This is a genomic window from Paenibacillus sp. JNU01 (genome assembly GCF_059130585.1).
Window position 1 is genome coordinate 4,868,483 of the sequence record NZ_CP169723.1, and the last position, 17,240, is coordinate 4,885,722.

The 17,240-nt window shown below is 46.2% G+C and carries 17 protein-coding genes; 15 read left to right on the forward strand and 2 right to left on the reverse strand.

Annotated elements, in window-relative coordinates; genetic code table 11:
• Window positions 1-268 precede the first annotated feature (268 nt).
• The 12 genes from NLBNIHML_RS21305 to NLBNIHML_RS21360 all read left to right on the forward strand — a co-directional run bounded on the left by NLBNIHML_RS21305 (window position 269) and on the right by NLBNIHML_RS21360 (window position 12,081).
• Complete coding sequence (locus NLBNIHML_RS21305) at window positions 269-1,216, forward strand: NAD-dependent epimerase/dehydratase family protein (protein WP_494352685.1); 948 nt, start codon at window positions 269-271, stop codon at window positions 1,214-1,216.
• A 13-nt stretch (window positions 1,217-1,229) separates the two neighbouring features.
• Window positions 1,230-1,481, forward strand: a complete 252-nt coding sequence (locus NLBNIHML_RS21310) for an acyl carrier protein (protein WP_339239517.1) — start codon at window positions 1,230-1,232, stop codon at window positions 1,479-1,481.
• Complete coding sequence (locus NLBNIHML_RS21315) at window positions 1,478-2,833, forward strand: ATP-grasp domain-containing protein (RefSeq protein ID WP_494352686.1); 1,356 nt, start codon at window positions 1,478-1,480, stop codon at window positions 2,831-2,833. Before NLBNIHML_RS21310 ends, NLBNIHML_RS21315 begins: the two co-directional genes overlap by 4 nt.
• Window positions 2,834-2,877: 44 nt before the next feature.
• Window positions 2,878-3,993 carry a UDP-glucuronosyltransferase gene (locus tag NLBNIHML_RS21320; protein ID WP_494352687.1) on the forward strand — a complete coding sequence of 372 codons (1,116 nt, stop codon included), beginning with the start codon at window positions 2,878-2,880 and terminating at the stop codon, window positions 3,991-3,993.
• Window positions 3,994-4,020: 27 nt separating this feature from the next.
• A complete protein-coding gene (locus NLBNIHML_RS21325) occupies window positions 4,021-5,115 on the forward strand; it encodes a radical SAM/SPASM domain-containing protein (RefSeq protein ID WP_494352688.1) in 1,095 nt (364 codons plus the stop codon).
• Between the two features lie 43 nt (window positions 5,116-5,158).
• Window positions 5,159-6,337: a radical SAM protein gene (locus NLBNIHML_RS21330; protein ID WP_494352689.1), complete on the forward strand. Its 1,179-nt coding sequence runs from the start codon at window positions 5,159-5,161 to the stop codon at window positions 6,335-6,337.
• A 32-nt stretch (window positions 6,338-6,369) separates the two neighbouring features.
• Window positions 6,370-7,374, forward strand: a complete 1,005-nt coding sequence (locus tag NLBNIHML_RS21335; RefSeq protein ID WP_339239522.1) for an ABC transporter ATP-binding protein — start codon at window positions 6,370-6,372, stop codon at window positions 7,372-7,374.
• The gene (locus tag NLBNIHML_RS21340; RefSeq protein ID WP_253430152.1) at window positions 7,352-8,161 is read left to right on the forward strand and encodes an ABC transporter permease; all 810 of its coding nucleotides are present in this window, start codon (window positions 7,352-7,354) and stop codon (window positions 8,159-8,161) included. Before NLBNIHML_RS21335 ends, NLBNIHML_RS21340 begins: the two co-directional genes overlap by 23 nt.
• A 4-nt stretch (window positions 8,162-8,165) precedes the next feature.
• On the forward strand, window positions 8,166-8,978 hold the full coding sequence (locus NLBNIHML_RS21345; RefSeq protein ID WP_253430156.1) for an ABC transporter permease: 813 nt from the start codon (window positions 8,166-8,168) through the stop codon (window positions 8,976-8,978).
• Window positions 8,979-8,982: 4 nt separating this feature from the next.
• The gene (locus NLBNIHML_RS21350) at window positions 8,983-9,870 is read left to right on the forward strand and encodes an FkbM family methyltransferase (RefSeq protein WP_339258827.1); all 888 of its coding nucleotides are present in this window, start codon (window positions 8,983-8,985) and stop codon (window positions 9,868-9,870) included.
• A gap of 2 nt (window positions 9,871-9,872) precedes the next feature.
• The gene (locus tag NLBNIHML_RS21355; RefSeq protein ID WP_339258829.1) at window positions 9,873-10,826 is read left to right on the forward strand and encodes a class I SAM-dependent methyltransferase; all 954 of its coding nucleotides are present in this window, start codon (window positions 9,873-9,875) and stop codon (window positions 10,824-10,826) included.
• Window positions 10,827-11,034: 208 nt separating this feature from the next.
• Window positions 11,035-12,081 (forward strand): hypothetical protein, encoded by a 1,047-nt coding sequence (locus NLBNIHML_RS21360; protein WP_494352690.1) that lies wholly within the window; start codon window positions 11,035-11,037, stop codon window positions 12,079-12,081.
• 206 nt (window positions 12,082-12,287) lie between these two features.
• On the opposite strand, the gene NLBNIHML_RS21365 is transcribed toward NLBNIHML_RS21360, so the two are convergent.
• Complete coding sequence (locus tag NLBNIHML_RS21365; RefSeq protein ID WP_494352691.1) at window positions 12,288-13,226, reverse strand: ketopantoate reductase family protein; 939 nt, start codon at window positions 13,224-13,226, stop codon at window positions 12,288-12,290.
• Window positions 13,227-13,374: 148 nt separating this feature from the next.
• Here NLBNIHML_RS21365 and NLBNIHML_RS21370 point away from each other — a divergent pair, with 148 nt between their 5' ends.
• Complete coding sequence (locus NLBNIHML_RS21370; protein WP_339258834.1) at window positions 13,375-13,956, forward strand: TetR/AcrR family transcriptional regulator; 582 nt, start codon at window positions 13,375-13,377, stop codon at window positions 13,954-13,956.
• 130 nt (window positions 13,957-14,086) lie between these two features.
• Here NLBNIHML_RS21370 and NLBNIHML_RS21375 read toward each other — a convergent pair whose 3' ends face one another.
• On the reverse strand, window positions 14,087-14,230 hold the full coding sequence (locus NLBNIHML_RS21375) for a leucine-rich repeat domain-containing protein (RefSeq protein WP_342571835.1): 144 nt from the start codon (window positions 14,228-14,230) through the stop codon (window positions 14,087-14,089).
• 213 nt (window positions 14,231-14,443) lie between these two features.
• Here NLBNIHML_RS21375 and cysD point away from each other — a divergent pair, with 213 nt between their 5' ends.
• Complete coding sequence (gene cysD / locus NLBNIHML_RS21380) at window positions 14,444-15,343, forward strand: sulfate adenylyltransferase subunit CysD (RefSeq protein WP_253430176.1); 900 nt, start codon at window positions 14,444-14,446, stop codon at window positions 15,341-15,343.
• A 1-nt stretch (window position 15,344) separates the two neighbouring features.
• Window positions 15,345-17,018, forward strand: a complete 1,674-nt coding sequence (locus tag NLBNIHML_RS21385; protein ID WP_342571836.1) for a GTP-binding protein — start codon at window positions 15,345-15,347, stop codon at window positions 17,016-17,018.
• Window positions 17,019-17,240: the final 222 nt, after the last annotated feature.

Consider the following 17,240-nt stretch of genomic DNA (forward strand, 5'->3'; position numbering starts at 1 on the left):
GTGATGCCGGGATTATAATCGTTGCGATACAGCGTATGGAGTAAGCCGAACGTTGCTCTTGTCTTAACGATTCCGTTTGCTGACAGCCTATCGCCTTCTTGTCTTTCAACGATCCGCATTGCTTCAAGCGCTTTTTTCCGGCACAACCACAGCGAATCAGCTCACCTCAAGAATCTCTCCTTTTATTTGACCCGACATCTTGTGATTCATGCATAGCATTATACCTGTTCGATTGAATTAATAGTGGTTTCACAAACCTTAAGCAAGGGTGGGGATCATAATATTCATTGTATTAACAGGAGTTGCAGGTTTCATCGGTTCCAACCTTGCCGAGAGGCTGCTGCGGGAAGGCCATACCGTTATCGGTGTCGATAATTTTCTGACCGGGTCTACTGTCAACATAGACAATCTCTTACGGTCGCCAAATTTCAAGTTTATCGAGCATGACGTCATTTATCCGCTCGCAATTGAAGGGCCTGTCGATTGGGTGATGCATTTTGCAAGCCCTGCCAGTCCGCCTAAATATTTGTCCTATCCGATCGAAACGATGAGGGTCAACAGCGAAGGGACGATGCATCTGCTGTATCTGGCCAAAGAAAAGCAGGCTGCCTTCTTCTTGGCTTCAACAAGCGAGATCTACGGTAACCCAACTGTTCACCCTCAGCCGGAGAGCTACTATGGCAACGTGAATTCGATTGGAGCAAGAAGCTGCTACAACGAAGCGAAGCGCTATGCAGAGGCGATCACCTACTGGATGAACAGGAAATACGGTATACCGGTAAGGGTCATTCGGATCTTCAATACATTCGGCCCGAAGATGGATTTACATGACGGACGCGTCATTACCAATTTCATTAATGAAATCATGTCCAAGCAAAACCTTACGATTTATGGCGACGGCAGACAGACGAGAAGCTTTCAGTATATCGACGATTTGCTGGAAGGGATTGTGAGACTGATGAGCACCACGTATGAACAGCCAGTCAATTTGGGGAATCCGGAGGAAGTCACCATACTTGAAGTCGCCCAAATATTGAAGGAGTTAATGAAGTCCAACGCACAGTTAGAGTTTCTCCCGCTGCCGGAAGACGATCCAAGGAGAAGGAAGCCGGATATTACCATTTCAAGGACGATTATGAACTGGGAACCGGCGATCAGTTTGCATGATGCACTCGCTAGAACGATCCATTATTACCAGGGTCAATATATCCATTAAACGGGAGGTACCTATGCAAGAACAGATTATAGCGATGATAAGCGAAATCAAGGAAGACGCTGAGCTGGCAAACCGTTTGAACGAGCATTCCAACATCATGGAAGACGGGGGATTGGACTCCCTACAGCTAATTACTTTTGTATTAAATGTGGAAGAGCGTTTCGGTATTGAAATCGATTTTGAACAATTCGACTTCGATCTTATGGAATCGGTAACGACCTTCTGCAATTATATCTCGGAGCTACAGAAGACAGCGCCTGTATGAACGATAGACGCAAGTTCGAGCTCATTATCGGGACATTTGATGCGGAACGCTTCTGGCGCGACCCTAATCTAGCCAAACTGCCGTCGTTTCACGATCCTGAAATGGAGAATATCGTGATGGCCATGGATGAGCTGCTCTTCCCATTTTGCGAGGCGCAGGATAGGCTCATTACTCGCTATCGAATGAACGTTTGCCATAAAGCGTATTTGCATGAGATCGGATTTAAATTTCTTTCTAATTCAACCGATCTCGAGAATCCTGATGTAGGAAGCGCAGGCAGAACCGCCAATATATTCGACCTGCTCACATCAGTCGATCGAATGGCTGACATGGATCATTTGCTGAATGGTGCCCAGTTGTCGCCCTTTGCCGTCATTCCGGGGGCGGATCGTACTGCAGCGCGTTACGGGTTGGAACAGGATTTTCCAGCTATCGAAACGGTTCAGACTGTCAATTCGAAGCTGTATTCAACCGAATTGAACCGTCGCCTTGATCTTCAGTGTGACAGCCAGACGGTCTATTCTCCCGAAGAGCTGCTGACAAGCAGCTTGAATTTGCTGAATCAAGGACCCTTCCTGATCAAAGATGAGTTTGGGGTATCCGGGAAAGGCAATTTGCTGATTGAGTCGGAAGCGATTTTGCAGCGAGTCACATCCTATGTCGCCGATCAGTGTAGCAAGGGAAAAACGGTTCGGTTTATTCTTGAGCCGTTCCTCCGCAAGGAATTGGATTTTTCTTGCCAATTCCACATCGATCCGGACGGTACTTATCGACATATCTCAGTGCAGCAGTTGGTCAATCACAATTTCGCTTACCAAGGCTCCTATACAGCAGACGATAGGTTGCTTCATATGCTGCAGGAAGCGAAGTATTTTGATGTAATGAAACGGGCGGCTCGCGAGCTTTATCGGTCGGGTTATCACGGCGACGTATGCGTCGATTCCATGCTGTTGACAGACGGCCGCATCGTTCCGATTGTTGAGGTGAATGCCAGAAGATCGATGAGTCTGATCAAGCATTACGTTGACCGCTACCTGAAGAAGCACGACACGGCAGGGAGCATGACGCATGTGAATTTACAGTTTGCCTGCGATGTATCATTTGATCAATTGCTTGAATCGCTGGACCGCGAGGGTGTTCTATATAAGCCTGATCGAGGATTCGGTATTTTACCGTTAAGCGCGAATACGCTCCTTATTAACAAAGTCGTCAATGAGTGCAAGGGGATCCGGAATAAGCAGGTGAAAGGCAGATTATATTATTCGTTGATTGAAGGGGAATGGGATAACGAACGATTGATCGCTAAGGTTAAGGAGGTGCTGTCGTCGTTATCCTTCAAGATCGCCCGCTGATGCAGTCCGAAGCGCTTGAAGCCATGAATGGAGGAAGAAATTTTATGGGTAAGCGGAAAGTGACGATTCTATGCTCGGGTTTCGGTCTGGGTTTCTATATTCCCGGTCTGTTAGCTGCAAGTGATTTCGAGAAAAGGGAGATCGCGACGGAAGTGCTCGTGTTCGAAAGCTATTTGGAGCAAGACAAGATGGATCATATTGTAGACAGCAGAAAGGCTTATCACAATAATTTCGCACTTGCCAATCTATCGGCCCGAATGCCGATGGATATCCGGGGCAGCATTGATTATGCCCAGGTCGAGCTGTTGCTGGAGGCGTGGAAAGCGGAAGACCGATACGAATTCATATCGCTATCCGGACACTGGATCTATATTCTGGATTTGTATAGGGAGAAGATGCTGCCGAATCGAATTCATGTAGACCTGCTCTACGTCGATTCAGATCTGGCCCCGTCCTGGAAGAGCTTGAAGAAGTTTCATCCTCACTACGACGAGTATTATTACAATGCTTGTCTCTATGACACCGACAAGATGGAGATTCGATGCGAAATCCCGGTTCTTCATCGTACGCCAATGCCCTTCGACTCAAGGAAGCGGCGGCTTGTTGTTCATGGCGGCGGCTGGGGGATGGGCACTTATCAAAGTACAATTCCAGAGCTTGCCGACCATAACTACGGGCTTGATATCGTAGCTTACGATTGGAAGGAAGCGAAGCCCGATCCCGATCACCGATATTGGATGAATGATCCGGAATGGTGTGCATGGGTGAAGAGTGCGAACGGCCTGCACGAGTTTCCGCCATACATCGAAATAACGGGAGAAGGCACGAAGTCATACGCCGCTGAGGTTGATCATCATTGGTTATTCGATATCGCTTCGGAGGCGATGGCTATCGTGGCCAAGCCGGGAGCGGGCACATTAATCGACTCGCTTGCATCCGGTACCCCTCTTATTTTGCTGGAGCCATTTGGAAGTCACGAGCTTAGCAATTTGGAATTGTGGGAGTCTCTGGGGTTCGGAATCCGCTACGAGAAGTGGCGGGAGATGGATTTTTCCGTAGAGGTCCTTAAGGAGATGCATCAAGCGATCATAAACAGACCCGGAGAACGAACGAATTATGTGGATCATTATTGTGCGAGAGTCGCGTTAACGAAGGGGTAATATTTCAATGGCAAAAGGGGTTATGCGATGAGCGTAAACAAATTGAGTGTCGTCCAAGATAAGATAAAGACAAGCTATCCGAGATGGATCGTCATGCAGCTGTTGGAGGAATGTAATTTACGATGCAAGATGTGCTATGAGTGGGGACTCGAAGGGCCGTACAAAAGCAAAAAAACGTTAGCGCATCTGGATCCGGATCTCATTAAAAAGATCATCGTCGAGTGCAGCCCGGGCAAGCCATATTACGATTTCTTCGGTGGCGAGCCACTGATGTACCCTTGGCTGGGCGACATTCTCGCCATGATCAATCACTATGGAAGTAAAGCAGATTTCCCCACGAACGGCACATTGCTTGAGCAGCATGCCGAGATGCTTGTCGAGACTGCTCCAAATAAGATCTGGATGTCTCTCGACGGCCCTGAGGAAATCAACGATAAGCAGAGAGGCAAAGGCGTATTCAAGAAAGTAATCAAGGGGATCGAGAAGCTTTATGAGCTTCGGGAAAGCAAGGGCAAGCAATTTCCGAAAATGGGTGTATCCTTTATCATTACGCCCTTGAACTATATGTACGTTGAGGAATTTTTCTTTAAGCATATCGACTTGTCGATGTTGGACCATATCAGCATGGAAGTGCAGCTCTACGCAACGGAAGAGCAGTATGCCCAATATGTGGAGGTTCTTAGTGACAAATTCGACGTGCATGAAGCTCCTTATGCCAAGGGGATGGTGTGGCGGGACACCAGTTCGTTCAGCCAGATCGATATTCCGGAATTGACGAGACAGCTCAATAATGTTAAAGCGTATTGCTTGAAAAACAGCATTCATGTGATCACCTATCCGAAAACGATAGATGAGCAAAATTTGAGCAACTATTTCTCGGGGCAATTCCATCAGATGGCTGATAAACGAAATCGCTGCTCCCTTCCATGGGTTTATGCAGAGATTACAGCAAGGGGCGACGTTTCGCCCTGCCATGCCTTCTATGATTTGACCTTTGGCAACGTGAACGAAGAGAGCTTGATGGATATCTGGAGTAGTGACAAGTACAAAGATTATCGCGCGTATATGAAAAAAAATATGCTTCCGATCTGCACGGCTTGTTCAAGGTATTATATCTATTGATTCATGTGAATGACCTAATAGGTTTAAGAGGGGTGGTGTTGATATGAATCCGAAATCAGAGATTAAACGTTCCCCAAAGGATTTGCAAATATTGAAACGTACGATCAAGAATACGGTGGAAACCAAGCGGAACATGGAGAAAATAGCGGGTTACGCGACACCGTTGCCAGAGTCGGTCGGGATTAAACTGACGAACCAATGCAACTTGCGCTGCAAGCATTGCTATCAATGGAACGACACTGGCTACCATCACTTTATGACACCGGAGCAGCAGCGGGAGCAGCTCGACTACGGGCTGCTGGAGAAGCTGATCCTTGAGACGGAACCAGCCAAGTCGAGACTCTATATCTGGGGCGGCGAGCCGCTCGTATACAGCCATTTCGACCGTTTGGCCGATTTGCTTGAAGCCCATCCTCGCGAGACGACGATCTGTACGAACGCGATGCTGATCGAGCGAAAGCTGGACACCTTGCTGAGAATCTCCGACAACCTGGAGCTGCTCATTGCACTTGATGGATTCGAAGAAGAGAATGATGCGCTTCGCGGCAAAGGGGTATTCAACAAGGCGATCGATGCTATTCGGATGCTAGTCGAGCTGCGTAAGGAAAACCAATTCAGGGGCAAAATTACGATCCATACTGTCGTTAACGATGGGATGACCGACAAGCTGTATGATTTGTTGGACTTTCTGGAGGGCGTCGGTGTAGATATGGTCATGGTCTGCTTCCCGTGGTACATCTCGGACGAATGCACGCAGGGAATGGACGATTACTTTGACCAGAAGTTCGACTTTCTTCCGGCGAGCGAGCACAAGGGCGAACGAAGCTGGCACGCCTTTAACTACAAGCTCGATCCGGAGCGTATCCCTGCTTTGATGAGCGAGTTGGACCGGGTGAATAATCGGGTCTGGAAAATGCGTTTACGCTACCAGCCGAATCTGGATTATGACCAGATCGAAGATTTCGTGCTCGGCAAAGAGGTGAGGAGTAAAGGCACGATGAACAAGAAGTGCCTGGCTCTCTCGAACCGGATGGACATTACGCCCGATGGAACGATTGTTGCGTGCAAATTTTTCAAGGAGTTCGAGATCGGCAATTTAAATGAAGCGTCCGTACAGGAATTATGGCACGGCATGACCTACAGAAGGATAAGGGAAATGATGGATGAACGACTGACACCGGCATGTTCCAAGTGCAGTGTCTTGCATTTGCACGGTGTTTAACTATTCTACATGAGCATAAATGAGGTGAATCAGTGAGCATTATCCAAGTGGAACGCTTATCCAAAAGCTTCAATTACTACGAAAAAGAATTGGGGTTCAAAAAATCGCTGAAAAATTTAGTGAAGCGGAAATCACTGATCAAAGAAGCGGTTAGCGAAATATCACTTGTCATCGAGCAAGGCGAGATGGTCGGGTTCTTAGGCCCGAACGGTTCCGGCAAAACGACTACGCTTAAGATGCTGTCCGGCATCTTGTATCCGACAAGCGGGCAAGCGACGGTATTAGGCTATATCCCTTGGGAGCGAAAAAAAGAATTCAAGATGCAGTTCTCGATCGTGATGGGGCAGAAATCGCAGTTGTGGTGGGATTTACCGGCGAACGAATCGTTGTACCTGAACAAATGCATTTATGAGGTCGAGGATAAGCCCTACAACCTTGTCCTGGATGAGCTTACGGAGATGCTTGGTGTTAAAGATCTGCTCAATATTCAGGTGCGCAGGCTTTCGCTGGGGGAACGGATGAAGATGGAGCTAATTGCGTCGCTCATCCACCGGCCTAAGGTGATTTTCCTGGATGAGCCTACAATCGGACTCGATCTGATTTCGCAGAAGCGCATTCGGGAGTTCCTGAAGTATTATAACCAGCAGACGAAAGCAACGGTCATTCTGACAAGCCACTACATGGCGGATATTGAGGATTTATGCAAACGCACGATCATCATCAATCAAGGGAAGATCGTATACGATGGCGATCTTCGGCGTGTGAACGAATTGTTTCATGCAAAAAAGATCATCAAGCTGCAATTTACGGACGAAGTGCCGAGGCAGGCGCTAAGCGACTATGGCGCTATTATGGAACATGACGGCATGAATGCGGTCATGGAGATCGATAAGCATGACCTCCAGCGGCTTTCCAAGATGATGCTGGACCGGTTCCCGATCCTCGATTTCACAGTGGAAGATATACCTGTCGAGCGAGGCATCGAAAGCTTGTATCAGAAAGATGGGGTCAAACATGAAAGCCTTGCAGAAGTATAAAAGGACGTACATTCTTGCACTTCAGAATGCGATGGAGTATCGGACCGATTTCTTTATGAGTATTATCAGCGGCGGCTTCATCATTCTCGTCCAATGCTTCCTCTGGACGGCCGTGTTTCGCAGTTCGCCGCAAGAGATTATTAACGGCTATACGTATTCACAGATCATCATTTATTCCGTGTTGTCTGGCGTTGTCTCCAAGCTGGTTTCTGCCGGCTTCGAAGGGGAAATCGCGAATGATATCAAGACGGGTGGACTGAGCAAATTTATCGCTCAGCCCATTCATTATTTCAGCTATCGGATATGCAATTTTTTCGGTGGGAAAACGGTTCAGATCGGGGTCGTCCTTGTCTTATTCGTCATACTGATGATCGTTTTTACTCAGATTTGGGGGTTTCACCTTAGAGGGGTGCAGATCGTTATGTTCCTGGTCAGCATTCTGTTCGGACTGCTCATCAACTTCCTGCTTTTTTATTCGATTAGTGCTCTCGCGTTCATCATTACCGAGGTTTGGGGCGTTTATATCGCGTTCAACCAAGGCGTCTATCTGCTCAGTGGTGCCATCTTTCCGCTTAATATTTTCGGAGATACGTTTGCCAGAATCTCCAGCTACTTACCGTTTCAATATGTCGTATTCTTCCCGGTTAACATCATCAATGGGAGCATGGCGATTCATGAAATCGTGCGCGGGCTTCTCTTACAGGTGGTCTGGGTAATTGCGCTTATGATAATTTCGAAGTTGTCGTGGGATTCCGGGATGAGGAAATATGTAGCCGTTGGAGGTTAGATCTGTGAGTATCAGCTTGACGGAGTTTCGGAAGCATGTACGTATGTTCTTTATTTTCGCAAAGAACAGCTTGGTCGGTTACATGGAATACAAAGCGAATTTCTACTCCGGTTTGATCATGGAGACTGTATTTCTGTTTTCCAAGCTGATCTATATCTTGTTCGTTTTCCAGCTCGGGATCGAAATCAATGGCATTTCTCCTGACCAGATGATGATCTTCACCGGAACCTATACGATTATGATCGCGATCTATACAGGACTGTTTATGGATAACTTTTATAGATTCGCCGGCCATATCCGCAACGGGACGCTGGACTTGTATATGACGAAGCCGCTTTCGCTGCAGTTCATGATTTCATTTCGGCACGTTAACTTCGCGTTTCCGATCCCGAACCTGATCGCCGGGATCACGATGATCGTACTGGCTTGGCGGCGTCTTGACATCGAGCCAAGCTTTATCCACGTGGCCGGATATATCGGCGTGATCTTGAGTAGCACGATCGTGACCTATTCGGTGCTTCTACTTCCGCAAATTCTTGCCTTCTGGACGGTGAAGTCCGGTTCGATCTTCGAAATACTCGACAAATGTTGGGATTTAAACAATATGCCGATGTACATATACCCCAAATGGCTGCGGAGAATAGGGCTGTATGTTGTGCCGATCTTGTTCATCACCAACATGCCGTCGGTTTATTTGATCGATCGATTGGACTTGTTCCTTGGGATATGGATTTTTGTAGCTCCCGTTATATCGCTTATCGTGGTCAGGCTGTTCTGGAAGCTGGCCGTCAAACGCTATGAAAGCGCCAGCAGTTAGAGAAATGCCCAAAAAACAAATTGTTGAGAAGGTGAATCGAATGAGCAGGACGGAGCATGAGAGCCATCCGTTGCAGACAAAGGCTATCGAAAAGAAACGGCTGCACAACGGGATCGAAATCTATCAAAACAACGAAGGCGAGACCGAGTTCCTCTACAACGAGATTTTCCACAAGGAGATGTATTTCAAGCACGGTATTACACTCCCGGATCATGGCACGGTCATGGACGTTGGGGCTAATATCGGCATGTTCAGCCTGTATGTCAGCAGCAAGAGCGACTGCAGGGTATATGCTTTTGAGCCACTGCCGCCGACTTTTAATCTCTTGAAGATGAATACGAGTTCGCTGCCTCGCGTAACGACGGTTAATGTCGGGCTTTCCAATGAGATCAAGGAAGCGGAGTTTGCCTATTTTCCTACGATGTCCACGGACTCTGTCCAGATCAAATACAGGGAGAACCACGATCAAGATCTCCGATACGGGTTAATCAACCATTACGAAGATAATTTCGCTGACCCGCGAATGCTAAACCGCTTTGTCGATCATCTTATGTCGCCGAAGCTTCTGAATGAACAAATCTATCGTTGCCAGCTAACTACGATCTCTGAAATGATCCGCTTTTACGGTCTGAACCAAATTGATCTGCTCAAAATCGATGTGGAAAAAAGTGAGTTCGAGGTGCTGGATGGCATAGAGCCGGAAGATTGGGGCAAAATCAGGCAAATTGTAATGGAGGTACACGGACTGGACGGAGAGCAGATCAGCAGGCTCGAGAACATCTTCCAAACCAACGGCTTCTATGCCGTGATCGATTATTACGAAGATTTGAATATCCCAAATTACTATAATGTGTACGCGTTGAATCAAATGCATACGTCGGCTGGGCGATAGTCATGTTACAGCATCTGCATGCAAGGTTGGTATGCTCCAGCTGCAAGGGCGAGCTGGAGCAGTTGGAAGCAGTGCTGCAATGCTGCAGCTGCGATGCGGTATATACGAACGATGATCGTTACTTATCGATGCTCGACCGGCGAGAGCAGTTTGTCCACCCTTCCGAATGGAACCGAAAAGAGGCTGAAATTCGGGATTATAGCGAGATTTCGCACTCCCTTGCGCTGTCCGGTATAGGCCGATTCGCCACCTTCTTGAACTATGGTTACGTCCCGCACGAGAATGAGCAACATGCGGTGCTCGAGCCGGGCGATGCATGGAATAGAAATTCGGTCAAGCTGCTGCTTGAAACAGTGGGTAAGACGGCGATTCGGGAGCGGCAGGTGATCGACATCGGATGCGGCAGGGGAGGGAACATAGCGGCTCTGTCTAAATATTTCAAGCCGCTGTCTATTGTCGGTCTCGACATCTGCCCGGCGAATATTGCCTTTTGCAATGCCAAATCCCGATTGGGTGAATCTTTGTATCTCGTCGGCGATGCGGAGAATATACCGTTTGCTGACGAGAGCTTCGATGTGGTGTTAAATATAGAATCCGCACATGCCTATCCGAACCGATCACGATTCTATGAAGAAGTATACCGGATCATGAGAGTTGGCGGCGTATTTCTGTATACGGAGCTGATGCTGGGAGATCAAGTAGCGCAAAACGTCAGGCTGTTAGAGGAAGCAGGCCTGTCTGTAATCCGCAATCAGGATGTGACTTCGAATGTTCTTCTATCATGTGATGAGAGTGCGAAGCAGCGTACTGGCACACAAGGAATTGCGAATAACGCCAATTCAAGCACGAATATTGGAGATATCCATGAATTCATCGCATTGCCCGGCTCGAAGAAATATGAAGAGATGAAGGCTGGAACGCGGCAATACCGTATGATGAACCTTGTTAAGAGGTAATATAGCCGTGATATCAACAATAATTTTTGGGCGTGTCTGAAAACTCTGAAGGCGGCAGATTTTGCTGAATTTTCGTTCCAAGCCAGGAAGTTTTCCGCAGGCGTGCCGGGGCACGTCAAGGGAAATTGACGTAGCAGGGGGCGAAAAGGCGGTAAAAGATGCACTTCAGTAGGTTTCAAGACACGTCCTAGGTTAGGAGAAATATCTTATGGAAGAAATTATTTCCCTGGACACCTTTCAGCCCTTCGACGGCATGACGAAAATGTTTCCTCATCATAATTTTCCTTATTTTAATTGCGGCTACAATTTGTTATTAACGCTTGCCAGGTATTTTAAAAAAGATGAGCTGTCGATTTTGAATAATGTCATTACTATTTATAGATTTGATAAACAAAAAATACAAACAAGAGGATATTTCAAGTTAGAGGTGTTGGATCTTCAGGAGGGAGATCAGATCCTTGAGGAAATGGGGATCTCTATTCGTAAAAAATCCCCTGCACTAGATACGTTACAAGATGAGATCATCAATTCTATTTCTAGTGGTCATCCGATTTCCATATTTATTGATTTATTTTATCAACGCGGGAGAGACTTTTACTATAACCAAAAACATGGACTGCATCCTGTTTTTGTCTATGGCTTCAATCTGACGAACGAGGAGATATATACGGTTGATGATATTACAGAATACAGACAATATGCTCTGCCATTTTCAGAATTTAAATGGTCATGCATGACTTCGGAACACGTAAAGATGCCAGACTACTTTTGGGAATATGCGCTAGAGGCCCCCGGTAATCATGAGATATTGAACAATAAGAATTCAGCACACACAACCATCAATACATTCGTAGAAAATATGTGCAGGTATCAAAATGAAATAACGGAAAGTTTGAATAATATACTGTTGCTCGCAGAAAATTACGAGCTCATTATAAAAAATGAAACGATTATAGAAACACTGAGCAGTACGATTTATAGAAAATGTTCTGAGAAATACAGGTTAAATACTCTCTATAAGTACAACATTGATCATATCAATGCAAAACATACGCTTGACCCGTTATTGGACCAAATTATTCATGACTGGAAGACAGTAAGGATCTATTCGAATAAAGCCATCATGTCCCAAAAGTTCACTGGGGAAATCATAGACAAGTGCATTGGTTTATTTACAAAAATATATACAAATGAAATACATTTTAATAATCAATTATTTTTAATGTTAAAGGCTTTCAGGTATAATCACATCTAATATTGCTAGAAATGAGCCGCATCAACAGGCTGGTCAGGAAAGACTAAAACCCGTACAAGCCCTGTAAGGCAGAATAAAAGAGCCGCCCTTTTCAAGGATGGCTCTGCTTCTATCAGTCTTTATAGCCCCTAAATGGTGAGTTGTTCGATGGTTTATATAATCATAGTAGAGTTGATGGTGATCTGAACAATATCAAGTTTTCCAGTTTATCCGTTTTTAATAACTTTGTGGTGTTCATTGTTTTCTAATGCTGCAGTAAGACGTGGCAAAGGTATGCCTAACTTTTTTGCTTCTCTCACAACTTCAAGTACCGCAAAACCGGCTTTACTATTATTGTATTCAATGAAAAGTCGTGGTAAGCTGCCCTTTGCAAAAATAACCTTGTTAAACAGCAGGCCGAGAAGTGCGGGTGGGATCTTGGTCAACAATAGAGTAATCGCGTCCATCTTTGCGCCTCTTGCTTTAAGTACAGGGGTCATTTCCCGCATACTCTTACCGACATTTGCGAATGAGTCACTATGATTCAAGACTGATGGGAAACTTCCTCGTTTTAACACCTCGGTCTCCATCGCCGCATTCATGGCAAAATGATTCCATAGCCAGCTTTGCATATCCTTGATCCAATTGATTTTAAAATTGGCGCTTTCAAATAGTTCTTTGACCTTGTTGTTTATCTGTTCCGTGCCTACCCGTGGTTTTTCCAGAAATATCGTTTTTAAAAAGCCGCCCTTAAGCTTATTGTCCTCAATGCCGCCTCCTGCTCCTGGGAACCCAAAGACAACATTGTTCATAGACAGGGGCAAGATTGATGATTTTAAATCCTGCCAAATATTATTGAATATTAGGATCGGGGTGTTACCAGCAGTAGTCGAAAGTATTCTTGCTGCTTCGGGAAGTTGCTCCGTGTTGACACTCGCAATAATGAGATCATAATTTGGGCTTATCTCCTCATGCAGCTTGATTTTCCAGCTTTCCTGGATGAACTGTTTTCCTTTTCGTGCGTCCCACATTTCAAGCGCGATATGACTTCCGAACGTTTCTTTTCTCCCTTTTCTAACGTAAAACTCAACGGTATGCCCTGCCTTCTCTAAAGCCCAAGCGTATTGGGTCGATATTACACCTCTACCGAAAAATAAAATTCTCATCTTAGCCTCCTAATATCCATATTCCTCTTTGTTGATGATCCAACAACGTGTTGTATAATGTTATTGTATAGATTCACTATTTGGTCATCAACCATCAGATTTTTAATATCTGTCGTATAATCAATTCAACAGAAAATGGAGGTTAACAATGAAAAAGCAACCTGAAATTACGGAAAAAACAAGGCAGACATTTATAAATGTATTCTGTGATTTATATTGCCGAAAACCAATCGAAAAGATATCCATTCAAGAGATTGCTAACCAATCAGGATATAACCGGAGTACATTTTATCAATACTTTACAGATATCTATGAGTTGTTGGACTGCGTTGAAGAGCGTATGTTGAAATCGATTAAGGAGGAAATGGCAGGAAGAGAGTTTTCTACACATACTATCCAAGATGCACTTCAATGCTTGGAAAATGCAGAGGAAATTTCAGTTCTTAAAGCTGTATTGGGCGACTATGGTTCTGTTCATTTTGTGGAACGCTTGAAAAGAGAAATTCCCTTTGAACGATTGATTATGGATTTTTCAACAGATGATGTCTTGGCACCATACATAATCGAGTTTTACATATCTACATTAATATCTATGTTTCGTCTTTGGATACACAGAGACAAAGATCTATCGTCGGAGGAATTGATCAAGCTGATCGATAGTCTATTTACAAAGGGGATAACACCGTATCATATCTTTGGCACGGTCAATCCGCAACGTTCTGGAGTGTAGCGATGATGGTTAGAAAGCTAAAGATAAACAAAAAGAGGTCGAGAATTTCATATATTTTCGACCTCTTTTTTGTCTTTGTTTCAATACCATCCATTAACTAGTCCAAAACTCCCATTATCCCAGGCGGTAATTAATATAAGTGCACATCCGTACCAGGCACGGATTTGTTTTGTACGGTATTACCGGATAGGTACACCTTTTGCAGATTAGGCAGCTGACTTAGAGTCTCGATATTGGAAATGGCATTGTTTTCGAGATGAAGCTCAAGTCCCATGTCCCTCCGATTCCATTTGCAGCTCAGCACAACTCATTCGTTCAGGCGATTTTATTATAGGAGGAACGGCTATTCCATGCTGAGTATAGTCGATCCAACACATACACATCATAAATTTTGCTTTTTTCCACTTTGCAATAAAGATGGAATCTGATAGGATAAGTTTATAAATACGATGGTTTTAGTGAGGATTAAAAAGGAGGCCGCCTTGCCATGCAAGAATTAACACATCTGGATCAACTTGAGGCTGAAGCGATATACATTATCAGAGAAGTAGCAGCGGAGTGCGAGAAACCGGTCATGTTGTATTCCGTCGGCAAGGACAGCTCGGTCATGTTGCACTTGGCCCTAAAGGCTTTCTACCCCGAGAAGCCGCCGTTCCCATTCATGCATATCGATACAACCTGGAAATTCAAGGAAATGATTGAGTTCCGCGACCGAAAAGCGAAGGAATTTGGTATCGAGATGATCGTGCACTCAAATGAAGAGGCTATTCAACAAGGAATTAACCCCTTCGACCATGGTTCCGCATATACCGACATTATGAAAACCACAGCCCTGAAGCAGGGATTGGACAAATACGGATTCACGGTTGCGTTCGGTGGCGGAAGACGTGATGAGGAGAAGTCGCGTGCGAAGGAGCGGATTTTCTCGTTCCGGAACAAGAATCACTCGTGGGACCCTAAGAACCAACGCCCGGAGATGTGGAAGCTGTTCAACACGAGAATCAACAAGGGAGAGAGCATTCGAGTCTTTCCGCTGTCCAACTGGACTGAGAAGGATATCTGGCAATACATTCGTCGGGAGAACATCGATATCGTTCCGCTTTACTCCGCCGACGTAAGACCGATCGTTAATCGTGACGGGCATATCATCATGGTGGATGACGAGCGGATAAAGCTTGAGCCTGGCGAGAAGGTAGAGATGAAGAAGATTCGCTTCCGCACGTTGGGTTGTTACCCGCTCACGGGCGGAGTCGAGTCCGATGCTGTTACGCTGGATGAGATCATTGAGGAGACATTGGGTGCGTTATCTTCCGAACGGACCAGTCGGGTTATCGATCAAGAAGCGGCGGGAAGCATGGAACGACGCAAACGGGAGGGCTATTTCTAACATGAAGAGTCTACTAAAATTCATTACCTGCGGAAGTGTGGATGATGGCAAGTCCACGCTGATCGGACATATGCTCTATGAAGCCAAGCTGCTGTTTGCCGATCAAGAACGCGCGCTTGAGCTCGATAGTCGATTGGGAAGCCGAGGCGGCAAAATCGACTACTCGCTGCTCTTGGATGGTTTGCTGGCCGAACGCGAACAAGGGATTACCATTGATGTGGCATATCGTTATTTTACGACGTCTCATCGTTCCTTCATTGTGGCGGACACACCGGGACACGAAGAGTATACGCGCAACATGGCTGTAGGCGCTTCCTTTGCCGATCTAGCCATCATTCTGGTGGACGCTACCAAAGGCATCATTACCCAGACCAAACGCCATGCCCGGATCTGCGCCCTGATGGGGATCAAGCATCTCGTATTGGCTGTGAACAAGATGGATCTGGTCGGCTTCGATCAGAGGACGTTCGAGGCAATCAAGGAAGAGTTCATCCAAACGACGGCCGAATTCCAAATCAAGAGCATTCAGGTCATTCCCGTGTCCGCTACGGAAGGGGACAACATTACAACCCAGTCGCCGAATGCACCCTGGTACGAGGGGTTAGCATTATTACCGTATTTGGAAAGTATAGATGTTCATACTACCGATGATACGAAGCCTTTCATGATGCCAGTTCAGCGTGTAAGCAGACCGGACCATACGTTCCGCGGGTTCCAGGGCCAGATCGAGGCTGGAAAGATTTCGGTCGGAGACGAACTCATGACTCTGCCAAGTCGGGAGAAAGCTAAGGTTAAGCGGATTTTGGTGACGGACCAAGCTCAGGATTCGGCTTATGCTGGCCAACCAGTTACGATACAACTGGACCGCGAAGTTGATGTCTCGCGAGGTTGTGTGCTCACGATGGACAATCAAGTCCAAGAAGCTGACAGCTTCGCTTCTACAATCCTGTGGATGGACGATTCCGTCCTGACTCCGGGCAAGCATTATTGGGTAAAGGTCGGAACGAAGACTCTTCCAGGCACTGTAACGGCGATTACCCATAAAATTGACATTAACACGGGCCATACCGTTCCGGCCGATCAAATTGTTAAGAACGAATTGGCCAAGTGTGAATTCACGCTGTCGGATCAGATCGTCTTCGATTCCTTTGAACACAATAAGAGCATCGGAGGTTTTATCCTCATTGATCGTGTCACCAACATGACGTCTGCTTGCGGAGTCATCGATCAAGCTCTGAAGGGAGAAAGCCGATTTGCCACGCTGGATACGGGAATCACGAGAGATGTTCGCGCCCAGCAGAAAGGACAATCTCCGCTCACGGTATGGTTTGCTGGCTCGGATACGGTAGCTCTCGCCAAGGAAGTGGAGAAGCGACTAATGTCATCCGGTTACCATACGATGCTGCTTGAGAGCGTCAGTGGAGAAACGCTCCGCGGCACGGCAGAGATGGCAAAGGTGTTGAACGACGCCGGCCTGATCTCACTGGTATCCCATGATTCTATCAGTGCGGGCGAACTTGAGACAGCTCGAGAGATCATCGGGGGCAAAGGATTTATTGAAGTTAACGCGGACGAGATCGGCGGAATGTCCATCCAGGATGCCGCGAAATCCGTGGTTAAACGAGTCGTGCAATCCGTTATCGATCACAGTCCTTCGAATAACTACGATATTTAATAAGCATGTCCGATAAAGCGGTTGCCGATTAGGTAGCCGCTTGTTTGTTTCGTCAAGATCCCTCTTTATATGGGGAGACTGATCTCTGGATGCCAACATCACCCGTGCTGAGGTTGCAGCTATCGTCCAAAGAATATTGAAGGCTTCTGACTTGACTTAAAACACCGAAAGGGTTCCCCCATGCAGGAAGAACTGCATAAGGGGAACCCCTTTTTGTCTTTG